This is a genomic window from Streptomyces niveiscabiei (genome assembly GCF_033794345.1).
Classification (GTDB): domain Bacteria; phylum Actinomycetota; class Actinomycetes; order Streptomycetales; family Streptomycetaceae; genus Streptomyces; species Streptomyces niveiscabiei.
In genome coordinates this window covers 54,313-73,859 of record NZ_JARAYJ010000004.1, presented here as the reverse complement: position 1 = coordinate 73,859, position 19,547 = coordinate 54,313, and the positions used below count along the sequence as shown (strand labels likewise).

The following is a 19,547-nucleotide window of genomic DNA, read 5'->3' as shown; positions in this document are numbered from 1 at the left end:
CGTCGGCCGGAAGACTGAAGCCCATGGACACCATGACATCCAGGGGACGGGCACAGGGCGCGCTGCTCGCCGCCGTGCAGGGGTTGACGATCGCCGCGGCGATGCTGCCGGTGAGCGTGGTCTGCCTCGTGTTCGCGCTGCTCTCCGTGGCCCTGCTGCCGCTCGGGATCGGGTTCGTGACGACGCCGAAAGTGCTGGGCGCCGTACGGGAGTACGCGGCCAAGCGGCGGGAGATCGCGCTGGAGTGGGGCGGGGTGCGCATCCCGGTGGTCTACCGGGAGGTGCCGGAGGGCGCCGGGCCCTGGGACCGGACGCTGACCATGCTGAGGGACCCGCAGACGTGCCGCGACCTGCGCTGGCTGGCGGCCGACCTCCTGCCGGGTTTCGTCACCGCCCTGCTCCCGGCCGTCCTCGCCGTCTACGCCGTCGAGGGGCTCGCGATGCCGTTCGGCCTGTGGCAGGTGTACGGCGACGACCCGTACTGGTACGCGTTCGTACCGGTGTCGGGCTTCCCGACGGCGCTCGCCGCGGCCGTGCTCGGCGTCGGGTTCCTCGCCCTCGCCCTCCGCTACAACCGCGCCCTCCTGGCCGCCCATTTCCGGCTCACCAGGGCCGTGTTGGGGGCGGACCACGACGGACTCGCCGAGCGGGTACGGGTCCTGACCGACACCCGGCGTGACGCCGTCGACACCTCTGCCGCAGAACTCCGCCGTATCGAGCGGGACTTGCACGACGGCGCGCAGGCGCGGATCGTCGCGATGGGCATGGACCTGGGCACGATCGAGGCGCTGATCGAGCGGGACCCGGCGACGGCGAAGCGGTTGCTGGCGCAGGCGCGGCGCAACTCGGCGGAGACGCTGGAGGAGTTGCGGGACCTGGTGCGGGGCATTCACCCTCCGGTGCTGGCGGAGCGTGGACTCGGTGACGCCGTGCGGGCGTTGGCGCTGCGGCTGCCGCTGCCGGTGGAGGTGACCGTCGACCTCGAAGGCCGTGCGGAGGCTCCCGTCGAGTCGGCGGCGTACTTCGCGGTGAGCGAGCTGCTGACGAACGCGGTCAAGCACGCGTCGGCGGACCGTGTCTGGGTCGATGTCCACCACGCCGACGGCCTGTTGCGGATCTCCGTCACGGACAACGGCCGGGGCGGCGCGGCCGTCGGCGCGGGTTCGGGGCTCGCCGGGGTGGAACGGCGGCTGGGTACATTCGACGGCGTCCTGGCCGTCAGCTCCCCCGCCGGCGGCCCCACGATGGCGACGATGGAGATCCCGTGCGTGTTGTCCTAGCCGAGGACCTGTTCCTGCTGAGGGACGGCCTCGTGCGCCTGCTGGAGGCGTTCGGCTTCGAGATCGCGGCGGCGGTGGAGACGGGCCCCGAACTGGAGCAGGCGCTCAGGGAGTTGAAGCCGGACGTCGCGGTGGTGGACGTCCGGCTCCCGCCGACGCTGACCGACGAGGGGTTGCAGTGCGCGCTGCGGGCCAGGCGGGAGAGGCCGGGGTTCCCGGTGCTGGTGCTGTCGCAGCACGTGGAGCAGCTCTACGCGCGGGAGTTGCTGGCGGACGGCACGGGCGGGGTGGGCTATCTGCTGAAGGACCGCGTGTTCGACGCGGAGCAGTTCGTGGACGCGGTACGGCGGGTCGCGGCGGGCGGCACGGCGATGGACCCTCAGGTGATCCGGCAACTCCTGGCGCGGCGTGGGGAGGACAGGCTCCCGGCGCGGCTGACGCCGAGGGAGCTGGAGGTGCTGGAGCTGATGGCGCAGGGCCGGTCGAACGCGGCGATCGCGGGGAAGCTCGTGGTGACCGAGCGGGCTGTGGCGAAGCACACAGCGAACATCTTCACAAAGCTCGGTCTGGAGGTCTCGGACGACGACAACCGCAGGGTACTGGCGGTGCTGGCGTTCCTGGACCGAGATCGTTGATCCCGCCAACTCGGGTTGTCTCACAGGTTTTTCTGAGACGGCTGAACACCTCTGAGCCGGCGTGCGTAATGAACGACGCCGCTTCACTCCTGTCGGGCGCCTCGATGCTGCCCCGCAAGGAAGTCAGAGGAGTTCCATGGGACGCAACACACGTAAACGCCGTTCGTCGATGGCCAACAAGGCCATAGCCGCGTCGGCGGCCCTAGCGCTCGGTGGGGGCGGGCTGATCTGGGCAAACTTCTACGCTTCGGCGCATGAGTCGTCGGGCGGCTCGGGCCGGAACGAAGTCAAGGCCGCCGGCGCCCAGGTCGCGACGATCGCCTGCCCGGACGTCGGCCAGCGGCTGACGAACGTGCCGCAGAACGCGCGCCAGGGCGTCGACAGGGAGTTGGCGCTGCTGGACAAGCAGATCACCGAGGCCTACGCCCGGCTCGCCTCCACCCGGCAGGCGCAGGCGGGTGACCCCGGGTTCGTGCAGAACGCGATCACGGGGCCGCTGAAGGAGAAGCGGGCCGCGACGATCGACCGTATCCGCATCAACATCCAGCGCGTGGGCGGGCAGTTCGACAACTCGATCAGCCAGCTCGCCGCCTGCACGCCGCAGGTCGCCAACACCAACGCCGGTGGCAACAACGGCCAGAACAACGGCGGCAACAACAACGGCAACCAGAACAACGGGGGCCAGAACAACAACGGCAACAACAACGGCCAGAACGGCAACGGTCAGAACGGCCAGAACGGCAACGGCCAGAACAACAACGGCGGCCAGAACAACGGCGGTCAGAACAACGGCGGCCAGCAGGCCGGTGGCGGTCAGGGCGGCAACGGCCCGGTGGCCGCGGACTTCGTGGACATCACGAAGGTCGGCGGCGGCGCCAACTTCGGCGTCGGCAACAACGGCCTCGCCGCGAACGGCGGCGGCGGTTCGCGCGGTTCCTTCACCACCAAGTGCGGCACCAACGGCAACGACAACCACAACACGGACAACGTGATCGTGGCCCCCGGTGTCGCCAACGGCGCCCACCACCTGCACGACTACGTCGGCAACCAGTCGAACGACGCCTTCGCGTCCGACCAGGAGCTGGCGAACGCGCAGACGAGCTGCCAGAACCAGGGCGACAAGTCCTCGTACTTCTGGCCGGTCCTCCGCGTCCAGGACGGTACGCAGGACTTCGACCAGAACAACGACGGCGGCGGCAAGGAGGGCAACGTCGGCAAGATCCTCCAGCCCGCCCAGGCCCAGCTGAAGTTCGTCGGCAACAAGCGCGGCAACGTCGTCGCGATGCCGACCGCCCTGCGCATCATCACCGGTGACGCGAAGGCGTTCGTCAACGGCAACGCCAACGCCAACGTCAACTGGTCCTGCACCGGCTTCGAGAACAAGGTGCAGCTGAAGGACAAGTACCCGATCTGCCCGCAGGGCAGCCAGGTGGTCCGTACGACGTTCTTCCAGAGCTGCTGGGACGGCCAGAACATCGACTCGGCCAACCACCGCACGCACGTGTCGTTCGTCCAGGCCAACGGCCAGTGCGCCAACGGCTTCAAGGCGATCCCCCAGCTCCAGGTCCGGCTGGTCTACAACGTTCCGCGTCCGCAGATCCAGAACGGCCAGGTGAAGAACGCCTACGCGGTGGACTCCTTCCCGGAGAACCTGCACAAGCCGATCACCGACCACAACGACTTCATCAACTTCTTCTCGCAGAACACGATGAACCAGATGGTCAACTGCATCAACACCGGGCGCAAGTGCCAGTAGTCGCCTGAGCTCAGCACATGAGAGAGCCGGCGGTGGGATTCCCACCGCCGGCTCTCTCGTACGTTCTCCGTCAGTGACCTGTGTGTCCGGCCGAGTGGTCGATGCCCTCCTCGATGTCGCCGCCGAGCGTCTCGCGCAGGGTGTCGACCGTCTTCGTCTCGTCCCCCACGGCGATCCACTTGCGGCCGACGAGGTAGTGACCGCCGTAGTCCTTCGCCCCGTTGATCCACTCGCGCTGCCCGCGGTCGGTCGCGAAGGTGAGGAGGATGAACTTGCCGTCGCCGGTCTTGCAGATGGCCTGGCGCAGTTCGTCCGCGTCGGTCTGCATGTTCGGCTTGCAGTCCACCTTCGCCGCGAGCTGCTCCAGGCTGCCGGTCGCCGCGACGGGTACGGCGTCCGCCTTGTCGTCCCCGCCGGATCCGCAGCCCGCCAGCGTCAGCGCCGCCACGGCGGCGAGCGCCGCGAGCGTCGGTCGGGTCAGCTTCATCTGTCCAGTTCCTCCCTGAGAGACCTCCCCCTCGATACGGACACCGGTACGCGTTCCACTCAACCGGTCACTTATTTCGGTACGGCTCGTAACCCCCGCGTGCCATCGTGATCTCCATGAACCAGGACTGGGAAGACCGTATGGACGCCGCGTGGGCGAGCTACGACGAGTACACGGAGGAGCAGGGAGCCGACTTCCGCGCCGTGATCACCGCCCTCACCGCCGAGTTGGAGCCGGGCGACCCCATAGCCCCCTTCGAGCAGGCCTGCGCCTGGGACTCGACGGGCCGCTCCGACAAGGCCGTTCCGCTGTACGAGGAGGCCCTCGCCCTCGGTCTCGACGGCTACCGGAAACGGCGTACGAAGATCCAGCTCGCGAGTTCGCTGCGCAATGTCGGCCGGGCGGAGGAGGGCGTCAAGCTGCTGACGCCCGAACTGGACGCGCCCTCCGACGAGTTGGACGACGCGGTACGGGCGTGTCTCGCGCTGTGCCTGTCGAGCCTGGGCCGGGACCGGGAGGGGCTGTCGCTGGTGCTGGGGGCGTTGGCGGGTCATCTCCCGCGCTATCAGCGGTCGATGGCGAACTATGCGCGGGCGCTGGTGGAGCCGGAGGGCTGAGGCGGGGCCGGGGGGGCGTGCGGCGTGAACCGGCGCGCCGGGCAGGCCGGTTCGGCCGGCATCGGGTCTCCCGTCGCGCTGAAACGTTCCTCGAACGCCCGGCCCCGTAGGGGGGATTCACCCGGGCGGCGGTGACCTCCTGTCGTGCCGCTCGTTCTCCCGGACGTGCAGTCACAGGATGTCGCCCAGCGCCCAGCGTCCCGCTCGCCCCACTCCGGCCCCGCCCTCGACGTCGAGCAGGCCGAGGCCGCGCTCGTCGAGCACTATCCGCGCCTCGTCCGGCTCGCGTATCTCGTGCTGCCGCCGACGCTCGCGCGGGGCCGGCGCGTCCTGACCGCGCACGCCCTCGTCCAGCGTGCCCTGCCCCGCCGCAGGGCCTCGGCCCCGGTGATCCCGGCCCAGTCGACGGGCCGGGACGGCGATCCCGGGTACGCGTACGTCCGCCTCCAGGTGGTGCGTACGGCCCTTGAGGCCGGGTTGCCGCTGAGGCGCCGCGCGTGGCCGAAGCGGGCCCAACTGCCGCCGCTGCTGCCCCAGGTGTGGGGGCTGCGGCTGTTCCCGCGCTCGGGCGGTGCCGACGAACTCGCCCTGGAGCAGCGGCTGTCGGCGCTGGACGGCCCGGCGCGCGCGGCGTACGCGCTGGCCGGTCTGGAGCAGCTGCCGGAGGCCGACGTCCGTAAGGTCCTCGGGGCGTGCGGGGTCACCGCGATCGACGCGGCGCTGCGTGAATCGGGCGCGGTGGAAGGGGAGTTCACGCTCCTCGACTCCCCCGGCTTCGACCCGTGCTCGCTCCAGGCGCGGCCGACGGACCTGATGCGCCGCCGCCAGCACGGCCGGGCGGCGCTCGCGGCGGGGGCCGCGCTGGTGGTGTGCGGGGTGCTGGTCGTGCTGCCCGGGGGCGGCTGGGGCCCGGACGGCGCGGCGGCGCCCGCGTACGCCAAGAACCCGGCGGCGGAGGCCGCGTTGGACCCGGGGCGCCTCCTGAAGGTCTCCCCCGTCGCGTGGCGGACGTCGGCGCGCACGGACTTCTCGGCGTGGCCCGCGCGCGGTGAACTCACCGGCGACGAGGCCCTGTTGCGCCGCGCGCTGGCGGTCTGGGCGCGCCCCGGCGAGAAGGTCCACGTCTCCGCGACCCCGGACACCCCGACCGGCGGCCCCTCGGGCCCGCCCCAGCTCCTGTACGCGGGCGCGATCGACAACGTACGGGTGGTGATCCTGTACGACGGCCTGCGGATCGCCCGTTACGCCGAGCCGAAGGACGGCACGGCCGGCGCCGCCCTGGACTTCGCGCGGGTGGACGGCGCGTCCGGCGCGGAGGCGGGTGCGGTGGTGCTGAGCCGCGCCGACGGCAACGTCCGCTATCTGACCGCCCCTTGGGTGACCAAGGCGGGTGAGCGGGATCTGTCGAAGCCCGGCGCCGGGGTGATGGACCTGACGCTGGCCGAGGGCGTGACGTCCCCGATGGTCAGCCCGGCGACGAGGACGGGGAGCTGCACGGGCTGGAACGTCCTGGAGCTGACCGGCGGGCAGGGCCGTCAACTCCTCAGCGACCTGGGCGAGTTGGTCCCGGCGCGGGTCACCTCGGGGCGGCCCGGCAAGGAGAAGGACGCGACCGGCGCTGAGGCGCTCAAGACGTGGGCGCCGTACGCGTGTTCGCTCGGGGACGTGCGGGCGCTGGGCGTACGGGCCGTGAACGCCTGGGAGTTCGCGCGGCAGGGGCTGCCGGACGGGAGCGGGGCGGCTCAGTGGGTGTGCACGCGCGCGGAGACCTGGCGGGGTGACGGGACGCGGGCGCTGGCCCAGTTCCACACGCCGGGCGGGCTGTTCGGGGCGGTCGTCGCGAAGGCGGCGGACGTACCGGCGTGCGGTCCGCGCGACCCGCATGTGCTGGCGGGGGCGCTGTGGAAGTCGAAGGCCGGGAACTGGTTCCTGCTGGCCGCCGGGGACAAGGACACGGCGTCGCTGCGGACGACCGGCGGGGTCGAGGCGCGGGCCGACGGCAACCTGCTCGCCGTACGGACCGGGCAAGGGGTGCGGGCGGGGCTTGAGGGGACGCTGAAGGGCGGGAAAGCGGTCAAGGCGCTGCGGTAGGGCGGGCGGAAAGCGGCAGAAAACGGTTGCTGAAATTCGGTCGCGCACAGGGGTTCACCCCCGCTCTACCCGTCAGTACATTGACATCATGTCTAACAAGCACGCACCCCGGCCAGTCGAGGGCGAGCGGGTCGACCTCAAGGCGCGGAAGGTGTCGTTCTCCTGGGAGGGGACCCCGCTGCACTGGGTGCCGGGGGACCCCTTCACCACGCACACCATCAACGTGCTGCACCTCCTGCTGCCGGCGGGCGAGCGGTGGTTCGTGCACGTGTACCGGCAGGTCCTGCCGTACATCCGGGACGAGCGGCTGCGCGCGGACGTCGTCGGGTTCATCGGGCAGGAGGCGATGCACTCGCAGGCCCACGACGAGGTCCTCCCCCACCTGCGGGAGCAGGGGCTCGACCCGACGCCGTACACCGCGCAGGTGGACTGGATGTTCGAGAAGCTCCTCGGCGACCGGACCCTGCCGCCGGGGCGGGCGCGGCGCTGGTGGCTGCTGGAGCGGGTCGCGCTGATCGCGGCGATCGAGCACTACACGGCGTTCCTCGGGGACTGGGTGCTGAACGCCGAGGAGCTGGACCGGCGGGGCGCCGACCCGACGATGCTGGACCTGCTGCGGTGGCACGGCGCGGAGGAGGTCGAGCACCGGTCGGTCGCCTTCGACCTGTTCCTGCACGTCGACGGCAACTACCGGCGGCGGGTGCGGACTTGGGGTACGGCGTTCGGGATGCTGGTGTTCCTGTGGCAGCGCGGTATCCGGTTCTTCATGGCGAACGACCCGACCCTGCTGGACGGGAAGGCGTCGCTGAAGGCGTTCTACCTGAGCGGCAAGCAGGGCACGCTGCCGGCGACCGGGGACATCCTGAAGTCGATCCCGGGTTACCTCAGCCGGACGTACCACCCCTCGCGGGAGGCGTCGACCGAGCAGGCCGTCGCGTATCTCGCGACCTCTCCGGCCGCGCTCGCCGCCGAGAAGAGGGCGTCCTGATGGCGCCCCGGCCGCTCGCGGTCGTCGCGGTCGCGGGGGTCGCCCTGCTGGTGAAGCGGTCGATGCGGCGGCGGATCCAGGCGTCGCCGCTGTGGCCGATGCCGGCGCTGGAGGAGCCGGTGTCGGGGCGGCCCCGGACGCGGGGGATGCGGCTGCGGGTCGCGGCGCGCGAGGCGGTTGCCGAGGGGGTGGTGCGACTCAGGCTGGAGGGCGAGGAGTTGCCCCGGTGGGAGCCCGGCGCGCATCTCGACCTCGTGCTGCCCTCGGGGCTCGTGCGGCAGTACTCGCTGTGCGGGGACCCCGGGGACACCTCGTCGTACACCGTCGCCGTGCGGCTCGTCGAGGGCGGGCGGGGCGGGTCGCGGGAGGTGCACGAGGAGCTGCGGGCCGGGGCGGAGGTCGAGGTGCGCGGGCCGCGCAACCGGTTCCCCCTCGTCGCCGGGGCGCCCGCGTACGTGTTCGTCGCGGGCGGGATCGGGATCACGCCGATCCTGCCGATGCTGCGGGCGCTGCCGGAGGGTACGCCGTGGCTGCTGCTGTACTGCGGGCGGTCGCGGGCGTCGATGCCGTTCCTGGAGGAGGTCGAGGAGTTCGGGGACCGGGTGAGGGTGGTCGAGGGGCGGGGTGGACTCGACGCGTTCCTCGGGGAGTTGGGGGAGTTGGCCGAGGGGACGGCCGTGTACTGCTGCGGGCCCGAGGGGTTGGCGGCGGCGGTCGGGGAACGGGTGCCCGGGGTGCGGCTGGAGCGGTTCGGGGCGGCCGGGGCCCTGGCGTCCGACGTGCCTTTCGAGGTCGAACTCCGGCGCAGTGAGCGGGTGTTGACGGTCGCCGCCGACTCCTCGGTGCTGGCCGCCGTACGCGCGGAGCTGCCGGACACGCTCTACTCCTGCGAGCAGGGTTTCTGCGGAACGTGCCGGCAGCGGGTGCTGGAGGGCGAGGTGGACCACCGGGACGAACTCCTCACCGATCGGGAGCGCGACGGCTCCATGCTGATCTGCGTCTCCCGCACGCGCGGCGGACGGCTCGTGCTCGACCTGTGAACGCCCTTGCCCGGGCAGGCGGTTGAAGTCGGGTACCGCTCGGTAAAGTTGTCGGCATGACAACCGGGGTGCGTCGGAGAATGGGTGTGGAGGAGCGGCGGCAGCAGCTCATCGGGGTCGCGCTCGAACTGTTCGCCCAGCGCTCCCCCGACGAGGTGTCGATCGACGAGATAGCGGCAGCCGCCGGGATCTCCCGGCCGCTCGTCTACCACTACTTCCCCGGCAAGATCAGCCTGTACGAGGCCGCGTTGAAGCGGGCGTCGGAGGATCTGGCGAGCCGGTTCGTGGAGCCGCGCGAAGGGCCGCTCGGCACCCGGCTGCTGAGGGTCATGCGGCGGTACTTCGACTTCGTCGACGACCACGGCCCCGGGTTCGCGGCCCTCCTGCGCGGCGGCCCGGCGGTGGGCTCCTCGACGACCAACGCGCTCATCAACTCCGTGCGCCAGGAGGCGTACGAGCAGATCCTCTCCCACCTGGAGATCACCGACCCGCCGCCCCGGCTGGAACTCCTCGTCCGCTCCTGGATCTCCCTCGCCGAGTCCACGGCCCTGATCTGGCTGGACGGCCGGCGCATCCCGCGCGAGGAGCTCCAGCTCCAACTCGTCCAGGACTTCGCCGCGTTGACGGCGGTGACCGCCGCGTTCGACGACGAGCTGAAGGCGCTGCTGCGCCCACTGCTGACCGGCGAACCGGCGGACGGGCCGTTCGGGCTGCTGGCGATGCGGCTCATCGAGCTGGCGTCGTAAGGGAGTCGGGGCTCTTACCACTGGGCCTTCGTGTACGAGGGGTCCAGTTCGCGGACCTCGGCGGAGGCGTGCACCGTGTGCCAGCCGTCGGCGGGGAGGTGTTCCTTGAGCAACTCCAGGACGGCGGCGGTCAGTTCGGCCTTGACCTCGGTGGTGCGGCCGGCCAGGAGGCCGAGGGTGACGTGCACGACGGCGTGGCCCTCCTCCTCGTAGCCGAACGCCGTGTGCCCGGCGGCGCGGAACTGGGTCTTGCACGCCTCGGGCTTGGCGGCGGCGATCTCGACGACCGCGGTGTGCAGGGCGCGGGCGAAGGCGGCGTGGTCGAAAGCCTGGGTGAGCTCGGCGGAGTGGTCGACGGTGATCTGGGGCACGCGGGGGCTCCTCGGTGGGCGGCTCGGGCTTGCGGGCTCGGGCTCATGGGCTCGGGCTTGCGGGCTCGGGCTTATGGGCTTCGCGGTCACCTTAACCTCGGGATCGAGCGCTCACCTCGGCCGCGCGGCGTTCACCTCAGGCGCAGGGCCAGCATCGCGATGTCGTCCTCGCGGCCGTCGGCGAGGCAGCCGAGGAGCAGGTCGCAGAGGGTGCCGAGGCCGTCGGGGGCACCGGCGGCGGCCGTCCGCAGGTGGGTGAGGGACGTCGCGAGGTCGGTGCCGCGGGTCTCGATGAGTCCGTCGGTGACCATCAACAGGCGCTGTCCGCGCATGAGTTGGAACTCGGTCGGGGCGGACCTCGGGAGGCCGAGGCCGAGCAGGGGGCCCGCCGCGTCGATGTACTCGGCGGTGTCCCCGGTGACCACCAGCGGCGGGAGGTGTCCGGCGTTCGCGACGCGGACCCGGCCGGTGTCGGGGTCGACCAGGGCCAGGCAGACGGTCGCCGTGAAGTCGGGGTGGTAGTGCTGGAGCATACGGTCCAGGCGCGTGGCGAGGGTTCCGGGGTCGTCGTCCTCGACGCAGTACGCGCGCAGGGCGTGCCGGATCTCGACCATCACGGTCGCCGCGTGCAGGGAGTGGCCGACGACGTCGCCGACGGCGGTGAGCACGCCGGAGCCGGTGGGCAGCGCGGCGTAGAAGTCGCCGCCGATCTCGGCCTCCAGGGAGGCGGGGACGTAGCGGACCTCGACGTCGACACCGGGGAGCTTGGGCAGGGAGGCGGGGCGGGGCAGGAAGCTGTGCTGGAGGGTGAGCGCGACATGCCGCTCGACCTGGTACATCAGCAGCGGCTCGGCGGCCAGCGCGGTGGCCTGGGCGAGCCGGGTGAGCAGTCCGTCGGCGTCCGTGTCGGAGGGGTCCGCGTCGGAGGCGTGCACCGGGGGCGCGGGGGTCGCCACGCACACCGGCGTACGGCCCTCGGGCGCGGGCGAGAGGATCAGCCGGGCGTCGTCGCGCACCCCCGGCCGGAAGTAGCCGACCGGCCACAGCGCGCCGGGCACGACCACGCTCCGGGTGCCGCCGCGCCCCTCGGCGAGCCGGGTGACGAGCCGGACGACGGTCTCGTCGGCGTCCGCGTCGGGCCGCGTGGCCGGGGCCCGGCCACGCGGCAGCCCCCGGTACACCTCGCCGCGAGTGCCGACACCGCCGACAACAAAGACGACGGCCGGTGCGCCGGTCAGCCGGGCCGCGCTGTCGGCCGCCGCGTCCGCCAACTCCTGTGCGTCGCGGGCGCCTTGGATGGTGACGATGGACTCGGCGAGGATCGTGAGCCGCCGCGCGGTCTCCTCGGCCTCGCCGCGCGTGCGCGCCCCGCGCAGGGCCGCGCGGACGACGGCCTGGATCTCCCTCGGGTCGGCGGGGACGGTGAGATACGCCTCGCCGCCCACGTCGAGCCCCCGGCAGCGGTCGCTCGGCGCGACGGCCGCCGCCGAGAAGTGCACGACCGGCAGCCCGGCGCTCCCCGGCGTGGCCTTGAGCCGCCGGCACAGCTCGAAGCCGCTCATGTCCGGCAGCCCGACGTCCACGAGCGCGACGTCGAACGGCGTCCCGGCGCGCAGCCGTACGGAGACCTCGCGCAAGGCGTCGTGGCCGCTGGCCGCGTCGACGACCCGGTGGCCGGCACGGCGCAGGACGGCGCCCATGGCGTAGCGGCTGGCCGCCACGTCGTCGACGACCAGCACGGTCGCGCCGGCGCCGTTCTCGGTGCTCTGCTGAGTGTCGACGGCCGTCTCCTCTCCTTGCGCATGCGCGAGGCGAAGCCGCATTTACCGATCGCTTGCCCTCGACAACGTAGTGTGCCGTCAAGCCGTTCGGGAGAAAATCGCCACCGTGCGCCCCGGAACGGCGAACGTGCCCGAATTCCGCTCGTAGCGCGCCCTCTTCACGGTAGGGTCCGCCCCCGCGCGCTGAACAGGGTGCAACCGGTAGCCGGTACCGGCCAGTTCACGGACCTGCTGGTCCTGCGCTGTGGGCGTCGCGTTGAGGACGACGACCAGGTCACCGAGGCGCATGGTGATCACGCCGGGGGTCTCGGTGGTGCCCGACAGGGGGAACGACAGGGCGGACTGCACCTGGGCCGTCGTACGGAGCGAGAACGCCGGGTCGGTCGTACGGATCCTCAGCAGATCGCGGTACGCGGCCGAGGCGGCGCGGATCTGGGGGCAGTTGACCTTGATGCCGGTCAACAGGGGCCTGGCGTAGGGCCACTTGTCGGTGTTGTCGGCGGCGGGTGGCAGGCCCCGGCCGAAGCCGTTGCCGTCGGCGCAGTTCCAGTGGATCGCGTTGAACCAGTCGCCGCTGTCGTAGGAGTTGCGGTCGAGGGACTTGGAGCGCAGGAGGTCGCTGCCGGCCTGGGAGAGGGCGGGGCCCTGGGAGAGGAGGGCCGTGGCCATCGCGAGGACCTGCATGCGGGCGCGGTCGTCGGGGGTGGTGTCGTGGGGGAGTTTGAAGGCGAGGGCGTCGAAGAGGGACTCGTTGTCGTGGGCGTCGGCGTAGGCGAGGGCGTCGCCGGGGTTCGCCGCGTACCCGGCGGGCTGTCCGTTGTAGTCGACCTGGGCGCCGGTGACCTGGTGGCCGCCTGTGTCGGTGAAGCGGTAGCCGGCGAGGTTGCCGGTCAGGCCGACCTTGATGAGGTCCTGGTAGTGCAGGAGGCGGGCCTTCTGCTCGGCCCGTGTGCCGTTGGCGGTCGAGGAGTTGGGGTCGGTGTAGAGGCCGGAGGCGAAGCCCTGGACGCCGGGGTCGGCGTCGAAGGGGCCGCCGCCGCGTACGGCGTCACGGGCGCGGTCGGAGAAGGTGGCGATGCCGGTGCCGGCCATGTTCTTCTGCGTGGCCTGCACGAAACGGGCGTCGTCGGCGACCTCGCCGAAGTTCCAGCCCTCGCCGTAGAGGATGATCTTCCTGCCGTCCACCCCGTCCTTGTGGAGGGTGAGGGCGTCGAGCGCCTTGCGTACGGCGAGGATGTTGGCCTTGGGGTGGTGGCCCATCAGGTCGAAGCGGAAGCCGTCGACCTTGTACTCCCTGGCCCAGGTGACGACCGAGTCGACGACCAGCTTGCCCATCATGGCGTTCTCGGTCGCCGTGCCCGCGCAGCAGGTGGAGTTCGCGACGCTGCCGTCGGCCATCAGCCTCTGGTAGTACCCGGGTACGACCTGGTCGAGCACGCTGGTGTCGGCCTGGCCGGCCGCCGCCGTGTGGTTGTAGACGACGTCCATCACGACGCGCAGCCCGTCGTCGTTGAGCGCCTTCACCATCCGGCGGAACTCCGTCGTACGGGTTGTGCCGTCCGGGTTCGAGGCGTACGAGCCCTCGGGGACCGTGTAGTGGTACGGGTCGTAGCCCCAGTTGTAGCCGTCCTTCGCGGCGATCTTCGCCACGCACTCCTGCTGCTTCGCGGAGTCGGCGGGCAGGGCGGCGAGGTCGCAGTCCGTGGTGGCCTGGTCGGCGCGCTTCTCGGGGATGGTGGCGATGTCGAACGCGGGGAGCAGGTGGACGTAGTTGGCGCCGGACCTCGCCAGCTCGCGCAGGTGCTTCGAGCCGTCGCTGTTCCTGTCGGTGAACGCCAGGTACTGGCCGGGGTGTTGTGAAGTGCGGTCGGCGATCGAGAAGTCCCGGATGTGGAGTTCCTGGATCTCGGCGTCGTTGATGGGGGCGGCCTCGGGCTTGGTGTACGTGGTCCAGCCGGGCGGGGTCAGGGACTTGTCGTCGAGGTCGGCGATCAGGCTGCGTTCCGAGTTGGCGGTGAGGGCGAGGGAGTAGGGGTCGGTGACGTGGTTGGTGACGATCTGGCGGACGGTGGGGGCCCAGACCTTGACGATGTAGCGGTAGGGCTTGTTCTTCCAGGCTTTCGTGCCGGTGACGGACCAGACGCCGGTGGTGTCGTCGCGCTTCATCGGGACCGTCCTGCCGTCGAGGTCGAGGGCGACGGACTGGGCTGTGGGGGCCCAAACGGCAAGCGTGGGGCGGTTGTTGGTGAACGTCGGGCCGAGCTTGGCCTTGGTGGCGTCGTACAGGTCGTCGAGGGCGCCCGCGATCTGGACGCCGGTCGCGGCCAGGACGGCACCGTTGGCGGCGCGCTGGGAGGCGACCAGCTGGCCTTTGAGCGCGTCGCGGACGCGGTCACGGTCGCGGGGGTCGATCGTCCACGCCGTGTAGTCCTTGAGGTGGGGGTACTTGGCCTTCTGGGCGTCGGTGAGGGTGGTCTTCGTGAGGCGGAGCCAGCGTTCGTCGTCGCTGGTCAGGGTTCCGTTGTCGGCCTTGATCGAGCCGTCGTGGGAGTACAGGAGCTGGGTGGAGGCGGCGGCCTCGCTGCCGTTCCAGGCGAGGGTGTTCCGGTCGATCCAGATCGCCTTGGAGGTGGTCAGGTCGAGGGCGGCGGCGCTGCCCGCCGGCTGCGGGAGGAGGTACTTCTCCTGTCCGTTCAAGAGCCACACCTCGTGTCCGTTGGCGGTGAGGTCGAGGGACTGGTCGGTGGGGAGGTCCTTGTCGTCTCCCTTGTGGAGGATGTAACTCAGGCTGGTGGCGCCCGCGTTGAGGGGTACCTCGTAGACCGCGCCGTACGTGTCGATCCTCGTCGGCTTCAGCGGGGCCGACCAGTCGGTGGGGGTCGCGGCGCCCGTCCAGACGTGCAGGCCCCAGCCGTCGTAGGCGTTGTCGGTGCGGTGGTAGTGGAGGATCGCCTTCGACTTGTCCTGGGCGGGGTAGTCGGGGCGGTCCGTGCGGATCTCGGGCTTGCCCTGGGCGATCCAGACCTCGCCGGTCTTCGTGACGTCGATCGTGCGGTCGGTGGCGACGTCCTTGGTGCCGTCCTTGTCGATGACCAGGAAGGAGACCGTGGAGGCGCCGGGCTTCACCTTGACGTAGGCGAAGGCCCCGTAGGCGTCGCGGCCGGTGAAGGGGTGGCTCGCGGGCCAGGTCGTGGCCTCGCCGTCGGCCAGGTCGCCCCAGGCGTACAGGCCCCAGTTCGCGTAGTCGCCGTCGGGGCGGTTGTAGTGGACGATCGCGTAGTCGCGGGAGGACGCGGTGGGGGGCTGCACGACGGGCGGGGTGCCGGTGGTCGTGGACGCGGTCGCCGAGGCTCTGCGGCCTGCCGAGTCGACCACGACCGCCTTGTAGCGGACGGGGGTTCCGGGCTTCGCCGTGATCGTCTGGGTCACCTTGTAGGGGGCGTGGTCGGCCGAACCCAGGGTCTGCCAGGGGGCGTTGCCGGTCTGGGCGGCGAAGATCACGCGGTTGAGCCGGCCGCCGGTGACGTCGGCCGTGAGCTCGACGGTGCCGGTGGCTCCCGCCGGGGGTGCGGTCAGGGTGATCTTCGGGGTGGTCGTCGGCTTGGCCAGGTCACCCTTGAGTACTACCGCTTTACCCGGGGGGACCGTGAGGGTGACGCGGGCTGCGGTGTCGGAGCGGACCGTACTCGTGGTCCCGTAGATGCCCCGGTAGCTCATACCTGAGGACGACGTCGCGAAAGTCGCCGCCTGCGGTTGCGTCGCGTTGTTGAAGGCGACGACGTACTCGGTGTTCTTGTCGCCGCGCGTGAAGGCGTAGACGCCGCTGCCCCGCGCCGCGTACCGCTCCGTCTGGACGCCGTCCGTGAGGGCCGGGTTCGCCCTGCGGAGGCGGGAGAGGTCGGCGATCTGGCGGTAGAGGGGGGCCTGTGCGTCGTAGGCGTCGCTCGCGTGGGTGCGGGTCGTGCCGATCTGGTCGTCGTCGAGGTAGTCCGGGGTGCGGGAGGCGAACATCGGCTGGCGGGCGTCCTTGTCGCCGCCCGCGCCGGTGAAGCCCTGCTCGTCGCCGTAGTAGACCACCGGGTTGCCCCGGCTGAGGAACATCAGCTCGTTGGCGAACCTGTCCTTGGCGAGGAGTTCGGCGTCGGTGGCCTTCGGGTTGTCCTGCTCGATGAAGGTGCCGATGCGGCCCATGTCGTGGTTGCCGAGGAAGGTGACCTGCTCGTAGGCGTTCGCCCTGTCGGTCGTGTACTTGTAGTCGGCGCCGAAAACCTGTGCAAGGGCTTGCGCGCTGCCGCCCTGGGAGGCGTAGCGGCGGGCCGCGTCCTGGAAGGGGAAGTCGAGCGTCGCGTCCAGGCGGCCCTGGGTGACGTACGGGGACGTGACGTCGGTGTCCGCCGAGTAGACCTCGCCGAACATGAAGAAGTCGTCCCGGCCGTGCCTGGCCGCGTAGGCGTCGAGGGCGGTCGCCCACTGGGTCCAGAACTCCATGTTCACGTGCTTCACGGTGTCGATCCGGAAGCCGTCGATGTCGAAGTCCCTGACCCAGCGCTCGTAGATCTTCTCCATGCCGGTGACGACCTCGGGGCGCTCGGTCCACAGGTCGTCGAGGCCGGAGAAGTCGCCGTAGGTGGTGGACTCTCCGGCGTAGGTGGAGTCGCCGCGATTGTGGTACATCGTCGGGTCGTTGAGCCAGGAGGGGACCTTGGCGGTGCTCCCGGCCTTCGAGGCGGCCTTGGGGGTGCGCGGGAAGGAGTCCGCGTCGACCGGCGGGAACTTCCGTCTGCCGTCGGCGTATTGGGCGTCGTCGAAGGGGCGGCCGTCCTTCGTCAGGTACGGGAAGGCGCCCTTGGAGAGGTAGTCGTAGGACTGGGGGTCGTAGTCGACGACGTCGGCGGTGTGGTTGGTGATGACGTCGAAGAAGACCTTCATGCCCTTGGCGTGCGCCTTGGCGATGAGGGTTTCGAGGTCCTTGTTGGTCCCGAAGTGCGGGTCGACCTGGGTGAAGTCGGTGATCCAGTAACCGTGGTAGCCGGCTGATGCGTTGGCGCCGGTGCCCTGCACGGGCTGGTTCTTGAAGATCGGCGCCAGCCAGATCGCCGTGGTCCCCAACCCCTTGATGTAGTCGAGGCGTTGGGTGAGGCCCTTGAGGTCGCCGCCCTGGTAGAAGCCCTTGTCGGTGGGGTCGTAGCCGGTGGCGAGACGTGAACCCGTAAGCCCGCCACGGTCGTTGGCGGGGTCGCCGTTGGCGAACCGGTCCGGCAGGACGAAGTAGAACTGCTCCCGCGTCGCGTCGTGCCGCGCGGGCTCGGCGGCGAGCTTCGCGTCCGAGGGCGGCGGGGGCGGGGTGGCGGCCTGCGCGGCGACAGGCGGGGTGAGCGCGGCGGCGAGTGCGGCGACTGCGACGGCGGCGATCCGCCGGGGCCATCTCGGTGTCACGGGCGGGAACTCCTAGCGATTGCCTTGCGGTTACGGCGGTTACTGCGGGTCCGACCCCGCGTGACCGTATCGCTCACGCAAGGTTTACAGCAAGATGCTTGCAACCGACAGAAAGAATTTGCATCCCGTGCCTTGACGCGCCCGTCCCAACTGCCCCACTCTCACGAATTGTTGAACTGTGATCCCTCATGTTCCGGAGCCGCAACATGACCCGACACCACCCCCCGGGTGTCCTCCCCCGCGCCCTGCGCCTCACCGCCGCGAGCGTTCTCGCTCTCGCCGGTACGGTCGCTCTCCCCGCCGCCTCCGCCCAGGCCGACACCACCAGGAAGGGCGATGTCATCGCCAACCTGTGGGAGTGGAACTGGGACTCGGTCGCGTCCGAGTGCACGAACGTGCTCGGGCCCGCCGGGTACGGGGCCGTGCAGGTCGCGCCGCCCTCCGAGTCGCTCAAGCAGGCGTCGTTCTACTGGTGGGACGTCTATCAGCCGTACTCGTACAACCTCAACAGCCGGTTCGGCAGCGCCGCGAAGTTCCAGGCGATGATCAACGCCTGTCATACCGCAGGGGTAAAGGTCTACACCGACGCGGTCATCAACCACACGGCCGCGCAGACCGGTACGGGGTACAACGGGACCACCGTCACCAACAAGTACGACACCCCTGAGTGGGACCGGGCCGACTACCACGACGCGTCGAGCTGCCCCACCGCCGACCTCACCGTCCAGGACTACGGCAACCTCACCCAGGTGCAGAACTGCGAGCTGCTGGGCCTGCCCGACCTGAAGACCGGCTCGGACCACGTCCGCACCGGTATCGCGAACTTCCTGAACTCACAGCTCGCCCTGGGCGTCGACGGGTTCCGGGTGGACGCGGCGAAGCACATCCCCGAGGCCGACCTCGCGGCGATCGAGTCGAAGCTGACCGACACGAAGGCGGGTGCCGATCCGTACGTCTTCCAGGAGGTGTACCCGGGTACGACTCCGCAGCCGGCCGACTACTACGCCTCCGGCGACGTCCTCGACTTCACGTACGCGAGCAAGCTGAAGTCGGCGTTCCAGGGCAACGTGTCCGACCTGGCCTCGCTGCCCTCGTCCGGCATCCTGCCCGCCGACAACTCCGTGTCGTTCGTGACGAACCACGACACCGAGCGCAACGGCCTGCACCTGTCGTACAAGGACGGCGACGCCTACCGGCTCGCGAACCTCTTCCAGCTCGCCTACAAGTGGTCGACGCCGACCGTGTACGCGGGCTGGCAGTTCACGCAGAGCGACCAGGCGCCGCCGAACTCGGGCGGGTTCGTCACCGACACGGACTGCTCCAACGGCTGGTACTGCCTGAACCGCGACCCGGCCGTCGTCGGCATGGTGTCCTGGCACAACGCCGCGAACTCCGCCGCCGTCTCCGACTGGCAGACCAAGTCGTCGTCCGTGATCGGTTTCGGGCGCGGCGGCGCCGGGTTCTTCGCGCTCAACAACGGTTCCTCGGCGGCGACGTACACGTTCGCCACGGGGATGGCCGACGGGACGTACAAGAACGTCATCGACGGCGGGGCCGGCACGGTCACCGTCTCGGGCGGCAACGCGACCCTGACGATCCCGGCGAAGAACGCGGTCGCGTTCTACAACGCGTCGTACACGTGCCCGATCTCCTCGTGCACGGGCGGCGGGGGTGGTGGCGGTGGCGGTTCGACGACCGTGAACGCGACCTTCAACGCGTACGCGCCCACGTCTTCCGGGACGAACGTCTATGTCGTCGGTTCCCTTGCGGCGCTGGGCGGTTGGGACACGTCCAAGGCCGTCGCCCTCTCCTCGGGCGGCTACCCGGTGTGGTCGGGCACGGTGCCCGTCCCGGCGGGCACGTCCTTCGAGTACAAGTACCTCAAGAAGGACGCCTCCGGCGCGGTCACCTGGGAGTCCAACGCCAACAGGGCGGGCACGGCCGGGACTTCGGCGCTCACCCTGAACAACTCGTGGAACGTGGCCGACGCGAACGCGACGGACGTGACGTTCAACGAGACGGCGACGACGACGTCCGGCACGAACGTGTACGTCGTCGGTTCCCTCCCCTCGCTGGGGAGTTGGAACACGGCGGACGCGATCCCGCTCTCCTCGGCCGCCTACCCGACCTGGTCGAAGCGGGTGATCGTCCCGAAGAGCACCGCCTTCGAGTACAAGTACCTGAAGAAGGACGCCTCGGGGACGGTGACGTGGGAGTCGGGCACCAACAGGTCGTACACGACCGGGAGTTCGAGCGGCTACACGATCAGTGACACCTGGAAGTAACGCCTGACGGCACAGCAGAGGCCCGGACCCCCGC

The 19,547-nt window shown here is 70.7% G+C and carries 13 protein-coding genes; 9 read left to right on the top strand and 4 right to left on the bottom strand.

Annotated elements, in window-relative coordinates:
• Positions 1–23: 23 nt before the first annotated feature.
• The 3 genes from PV682_RS06625 (at position 24) to PV682_RS06615 (ending at position 3,671) form a co-directional block, all read left to right on the top strand.
• Positions 24–1,280 carry a sensor histidine kinase gene (locus PV682_RS06625; protein WP_319724998.1) on the top strand — a complete coding sequence of 419 codons (1,257 nt, stop codon included), beginning with the start codon at positions 24–26 and terminating at the stop codon, positions 1,278–1,280.
• Positions 1,265–1,915: a response regulator transcription factor gene (locus PV682_RS06620; RefSeq protein ID WP_319724996.1), complete on the top strand. Its 651-nt coding sequence runs from the start codon at positions 1,265–1,267 to the stop codon at positions 1,913–1,915. The genes PV682_RS06625 and PV682_RS06620 overlap by 16 nt, the downstream gene beginning before the upstream one ends.
• 136 nt (positions 1,916–2,051) lie before the next feature.
• On the top strand, positions 2,052–3,671 hold the full coding sequence (locus PV682_RS06615; RefSeq protein ID WP_319724994.1) for a DUF1996 domain-containing protein: 1,620 nt from the start codon (positions 2,052–2,054) through the stop codon (positions 3,669–3,671).
• A gap of 70 nt (positions 3,672–3,741) precedes the next feature.
• On the opposite strand, the gene PV682_RS06610 is transcribed toward PV682_RS06615, so the two are convergent.
• Entirely contained in the window at positions 3,742–4,158 is a 417-nt protein-coding gene (locus PV682_RS06610; RefSeq protein WP_319724992.1) for a hypothetical protein, read from the bottom strand.
• 116 nt (positions 4,159–4,274) lie between these two features.
• On the opposite strand from PV682_RS06610, the gene PV682_RS06605 reads away from it, so the two are divergent.
• The 5 genes from PV682_RS06605 (at position 4,275) to PV682_RS06585 (ending at position 9,640) form a co-directional block, all read left to right on the top strand.
• Positions 4,275–4,775, top strand: coding sequence for a tetratricopeptide repeat protein (locus PV682_RS06605; protein ID WP_319724990.1), 501 nt, complete (start codon positions 4,275–4,277; stop codon positions 4,773–4,775).
• Positions 4,776–4,940: 165 nt separating this feature from the next.
• Positions 4,941–6,866 carry a hypothetical protein gene (locus PV682_RS06600; RefSeq protein ID WP_319725599.1) on the top strand — a complete coding sequence of 642 codons (1,926 nt, stop codon included), beginning with the start codon at positions 4,941–4,943 and terminating at the stop codon, positions 6,864–6,866.
• An 88-nt stretch (positions 6,867–6,954) separates the two neighbouring features.
• Entirely contained in the window at positions 6,955–7,854 is a 900-nt protein-coding gene (locus PV682_RS06595; protein WP_319724988.1) for a metal-dependent hydrolase, read from the top strand.
• On the top strand, positions 7,854–8,894 hold the full coding sequence (locus PV682_RS06590; protein WP_319724986.1) for a PDR/VanB family oxidoreductase: 1,041 nt from the start codon (positions 7,854–7,856) through the stop codon (positions 8,892–8,894). Before PV682_RS06595 ends, PV682_RS06590 begins: the two co-directional genes overlap by 1 nt.
• 80 nt (positions 8,895–8,974) lie before the next feature.
• A complete protein-coding gene (locus PV682_RS06585) occupies positions 8,975–9,640 on the top strand; it encodes a TetR/AcrR family transcriptional regulator (protein ID WP_319724984.1) in 666 nt (221 codons plus the stop codon).
• Between the two features lie 14 nt (positions 9,641–9,654).
• Here PV682_RS06585 and PV682_RS06580 read toward each other — a convergent pair whose 3' ends face one another.
• From PV682_RS06580 to pulA, 3 genes are all read right to left on the bottom strand, one after another.
• Positions 9,655–10,011, bottom strand: coding sequence for a 5-carboxymethyl-2-hydroxymuconate Delta-isomerase (locus tag PV682_RS06580; RefSeq protein ID WP_319724983.1), 357 nt, complete (start codon positions 10,009–10,011; stop codon positions 9,655–9,657).
• A 131-nt stretch (positions 10,012–10,142) separates the two neighbouring features.
• Complete coding sequence (locus PV682_RS06575) at positions 10,143–11,834, bottom strand: fused response regulator/phosphatase (RefSeq protein WP_319724981.1); 1,692 nt, start codon at positions 11,832–11,834, stop codon at positions 10,143–10,145.
• Between the two features lie 36 nt (positions 11,835–11,870).
• On the bottom strand, positions 11,871–17,228 hold the full coding sequence (gene pulA / locus PV682_RS06570; protein WP_319724979.1) for a pullulanase-type alpha-1,6-glucosidase: 5,358 nt from the start codon (positions 17,226–17,228) through the stop codon (positions 11,871–11,873).
• A 206-nt stretch (positions 17,229–17,434) separates the two neighbouring features.
• On the opposite strand from pulA, the gene PV682_RS06565 reads away from it, so the two are divergent.
• Complete coding sequence (locus tag PV682_RS06565; RefSeq protein ID WP_319724977.1) at positions 17,435–19,513, top strand: carbohydrate-binding module family 20 domain-containing protein; 2,079 nt, start codon at positions 17,435–17,437, stop codon at positions 19,511–19,513.
• The last annotated feature ends 34 nt before the right edge of the window (positions 19,514–19,547 follow it).

What these genes read in the sequence shown, in the direction of transcription:
- PV682_RS06590 (WP_319724986.1), top strand. Translation starts at nt 7,854, where the DNA reads ATGGCGCCCCGGCCGCTCGCGGTCGTCGCGGTCGCGGGGGTCGCCCTG.
- PV682_RS06610 (WP_319724992.1), bottom strand. Translation starts at nt 4,158, where the DNA reads ATGAAGCTGACCCGACCGACGCTCGCGGCGCTCGCCGCCGTGGCGGCG.
- PV682_RS06575 (WP_319724981.1), bottom strand. Translation starts at nt 11,834, where the DNA reads ATGCGGCTTCGCCTCGCGCATGCGCAAGGAGAGGAGACGGCCGTCGAC.
- PV682_RS06585 (WP_319724984.1), top strand. Translation starts at nt 8,975, where the DNA reads ATGGGTGTGGAGGAGCGGCGGCAGCAGCTCATCGGGGTCGCGCTCGAA.
- PV682_RS06565 (WP_319724977.1), top strand. Translation starts at nt 17,435, where the DNA reads ATGACCCGACACCACCCCCCGGGTGTCCTCCCCCGCGCCCTGCGCCTC.
- PV682_RS06625 (WP_319724998.1), top strand. Translation starts at nt 24, where the DNA reads ATGGACACCATGACATCCAGGGGACGGGCACAGGGCGCGCTGCTCGCC.
- PV682_RS06615 (WP_319724994.1), top strand. Translation starts at nt 2,052, where the DNA reads ATGGGACGCAACACACGTAAACGCCGTTCGTCGATGGCCAACAAGGCC.
- PV682_RS06605 (WP_319724990.1), top strand. Translation starts at nt 4,275, where the DNA reads ATGAACCAGGACTGGGAAGACCGTATGGACGCCGCGTGGGCGAGCTAC.
- PV682_RS06595 (WP_319724988.1), top strand. Translation starts at nt 6,955, where the DNA reads ATGTCTAACAAGCACGCACCCCGGCCAGTCGAGGGCGAGCGGGTCGAC.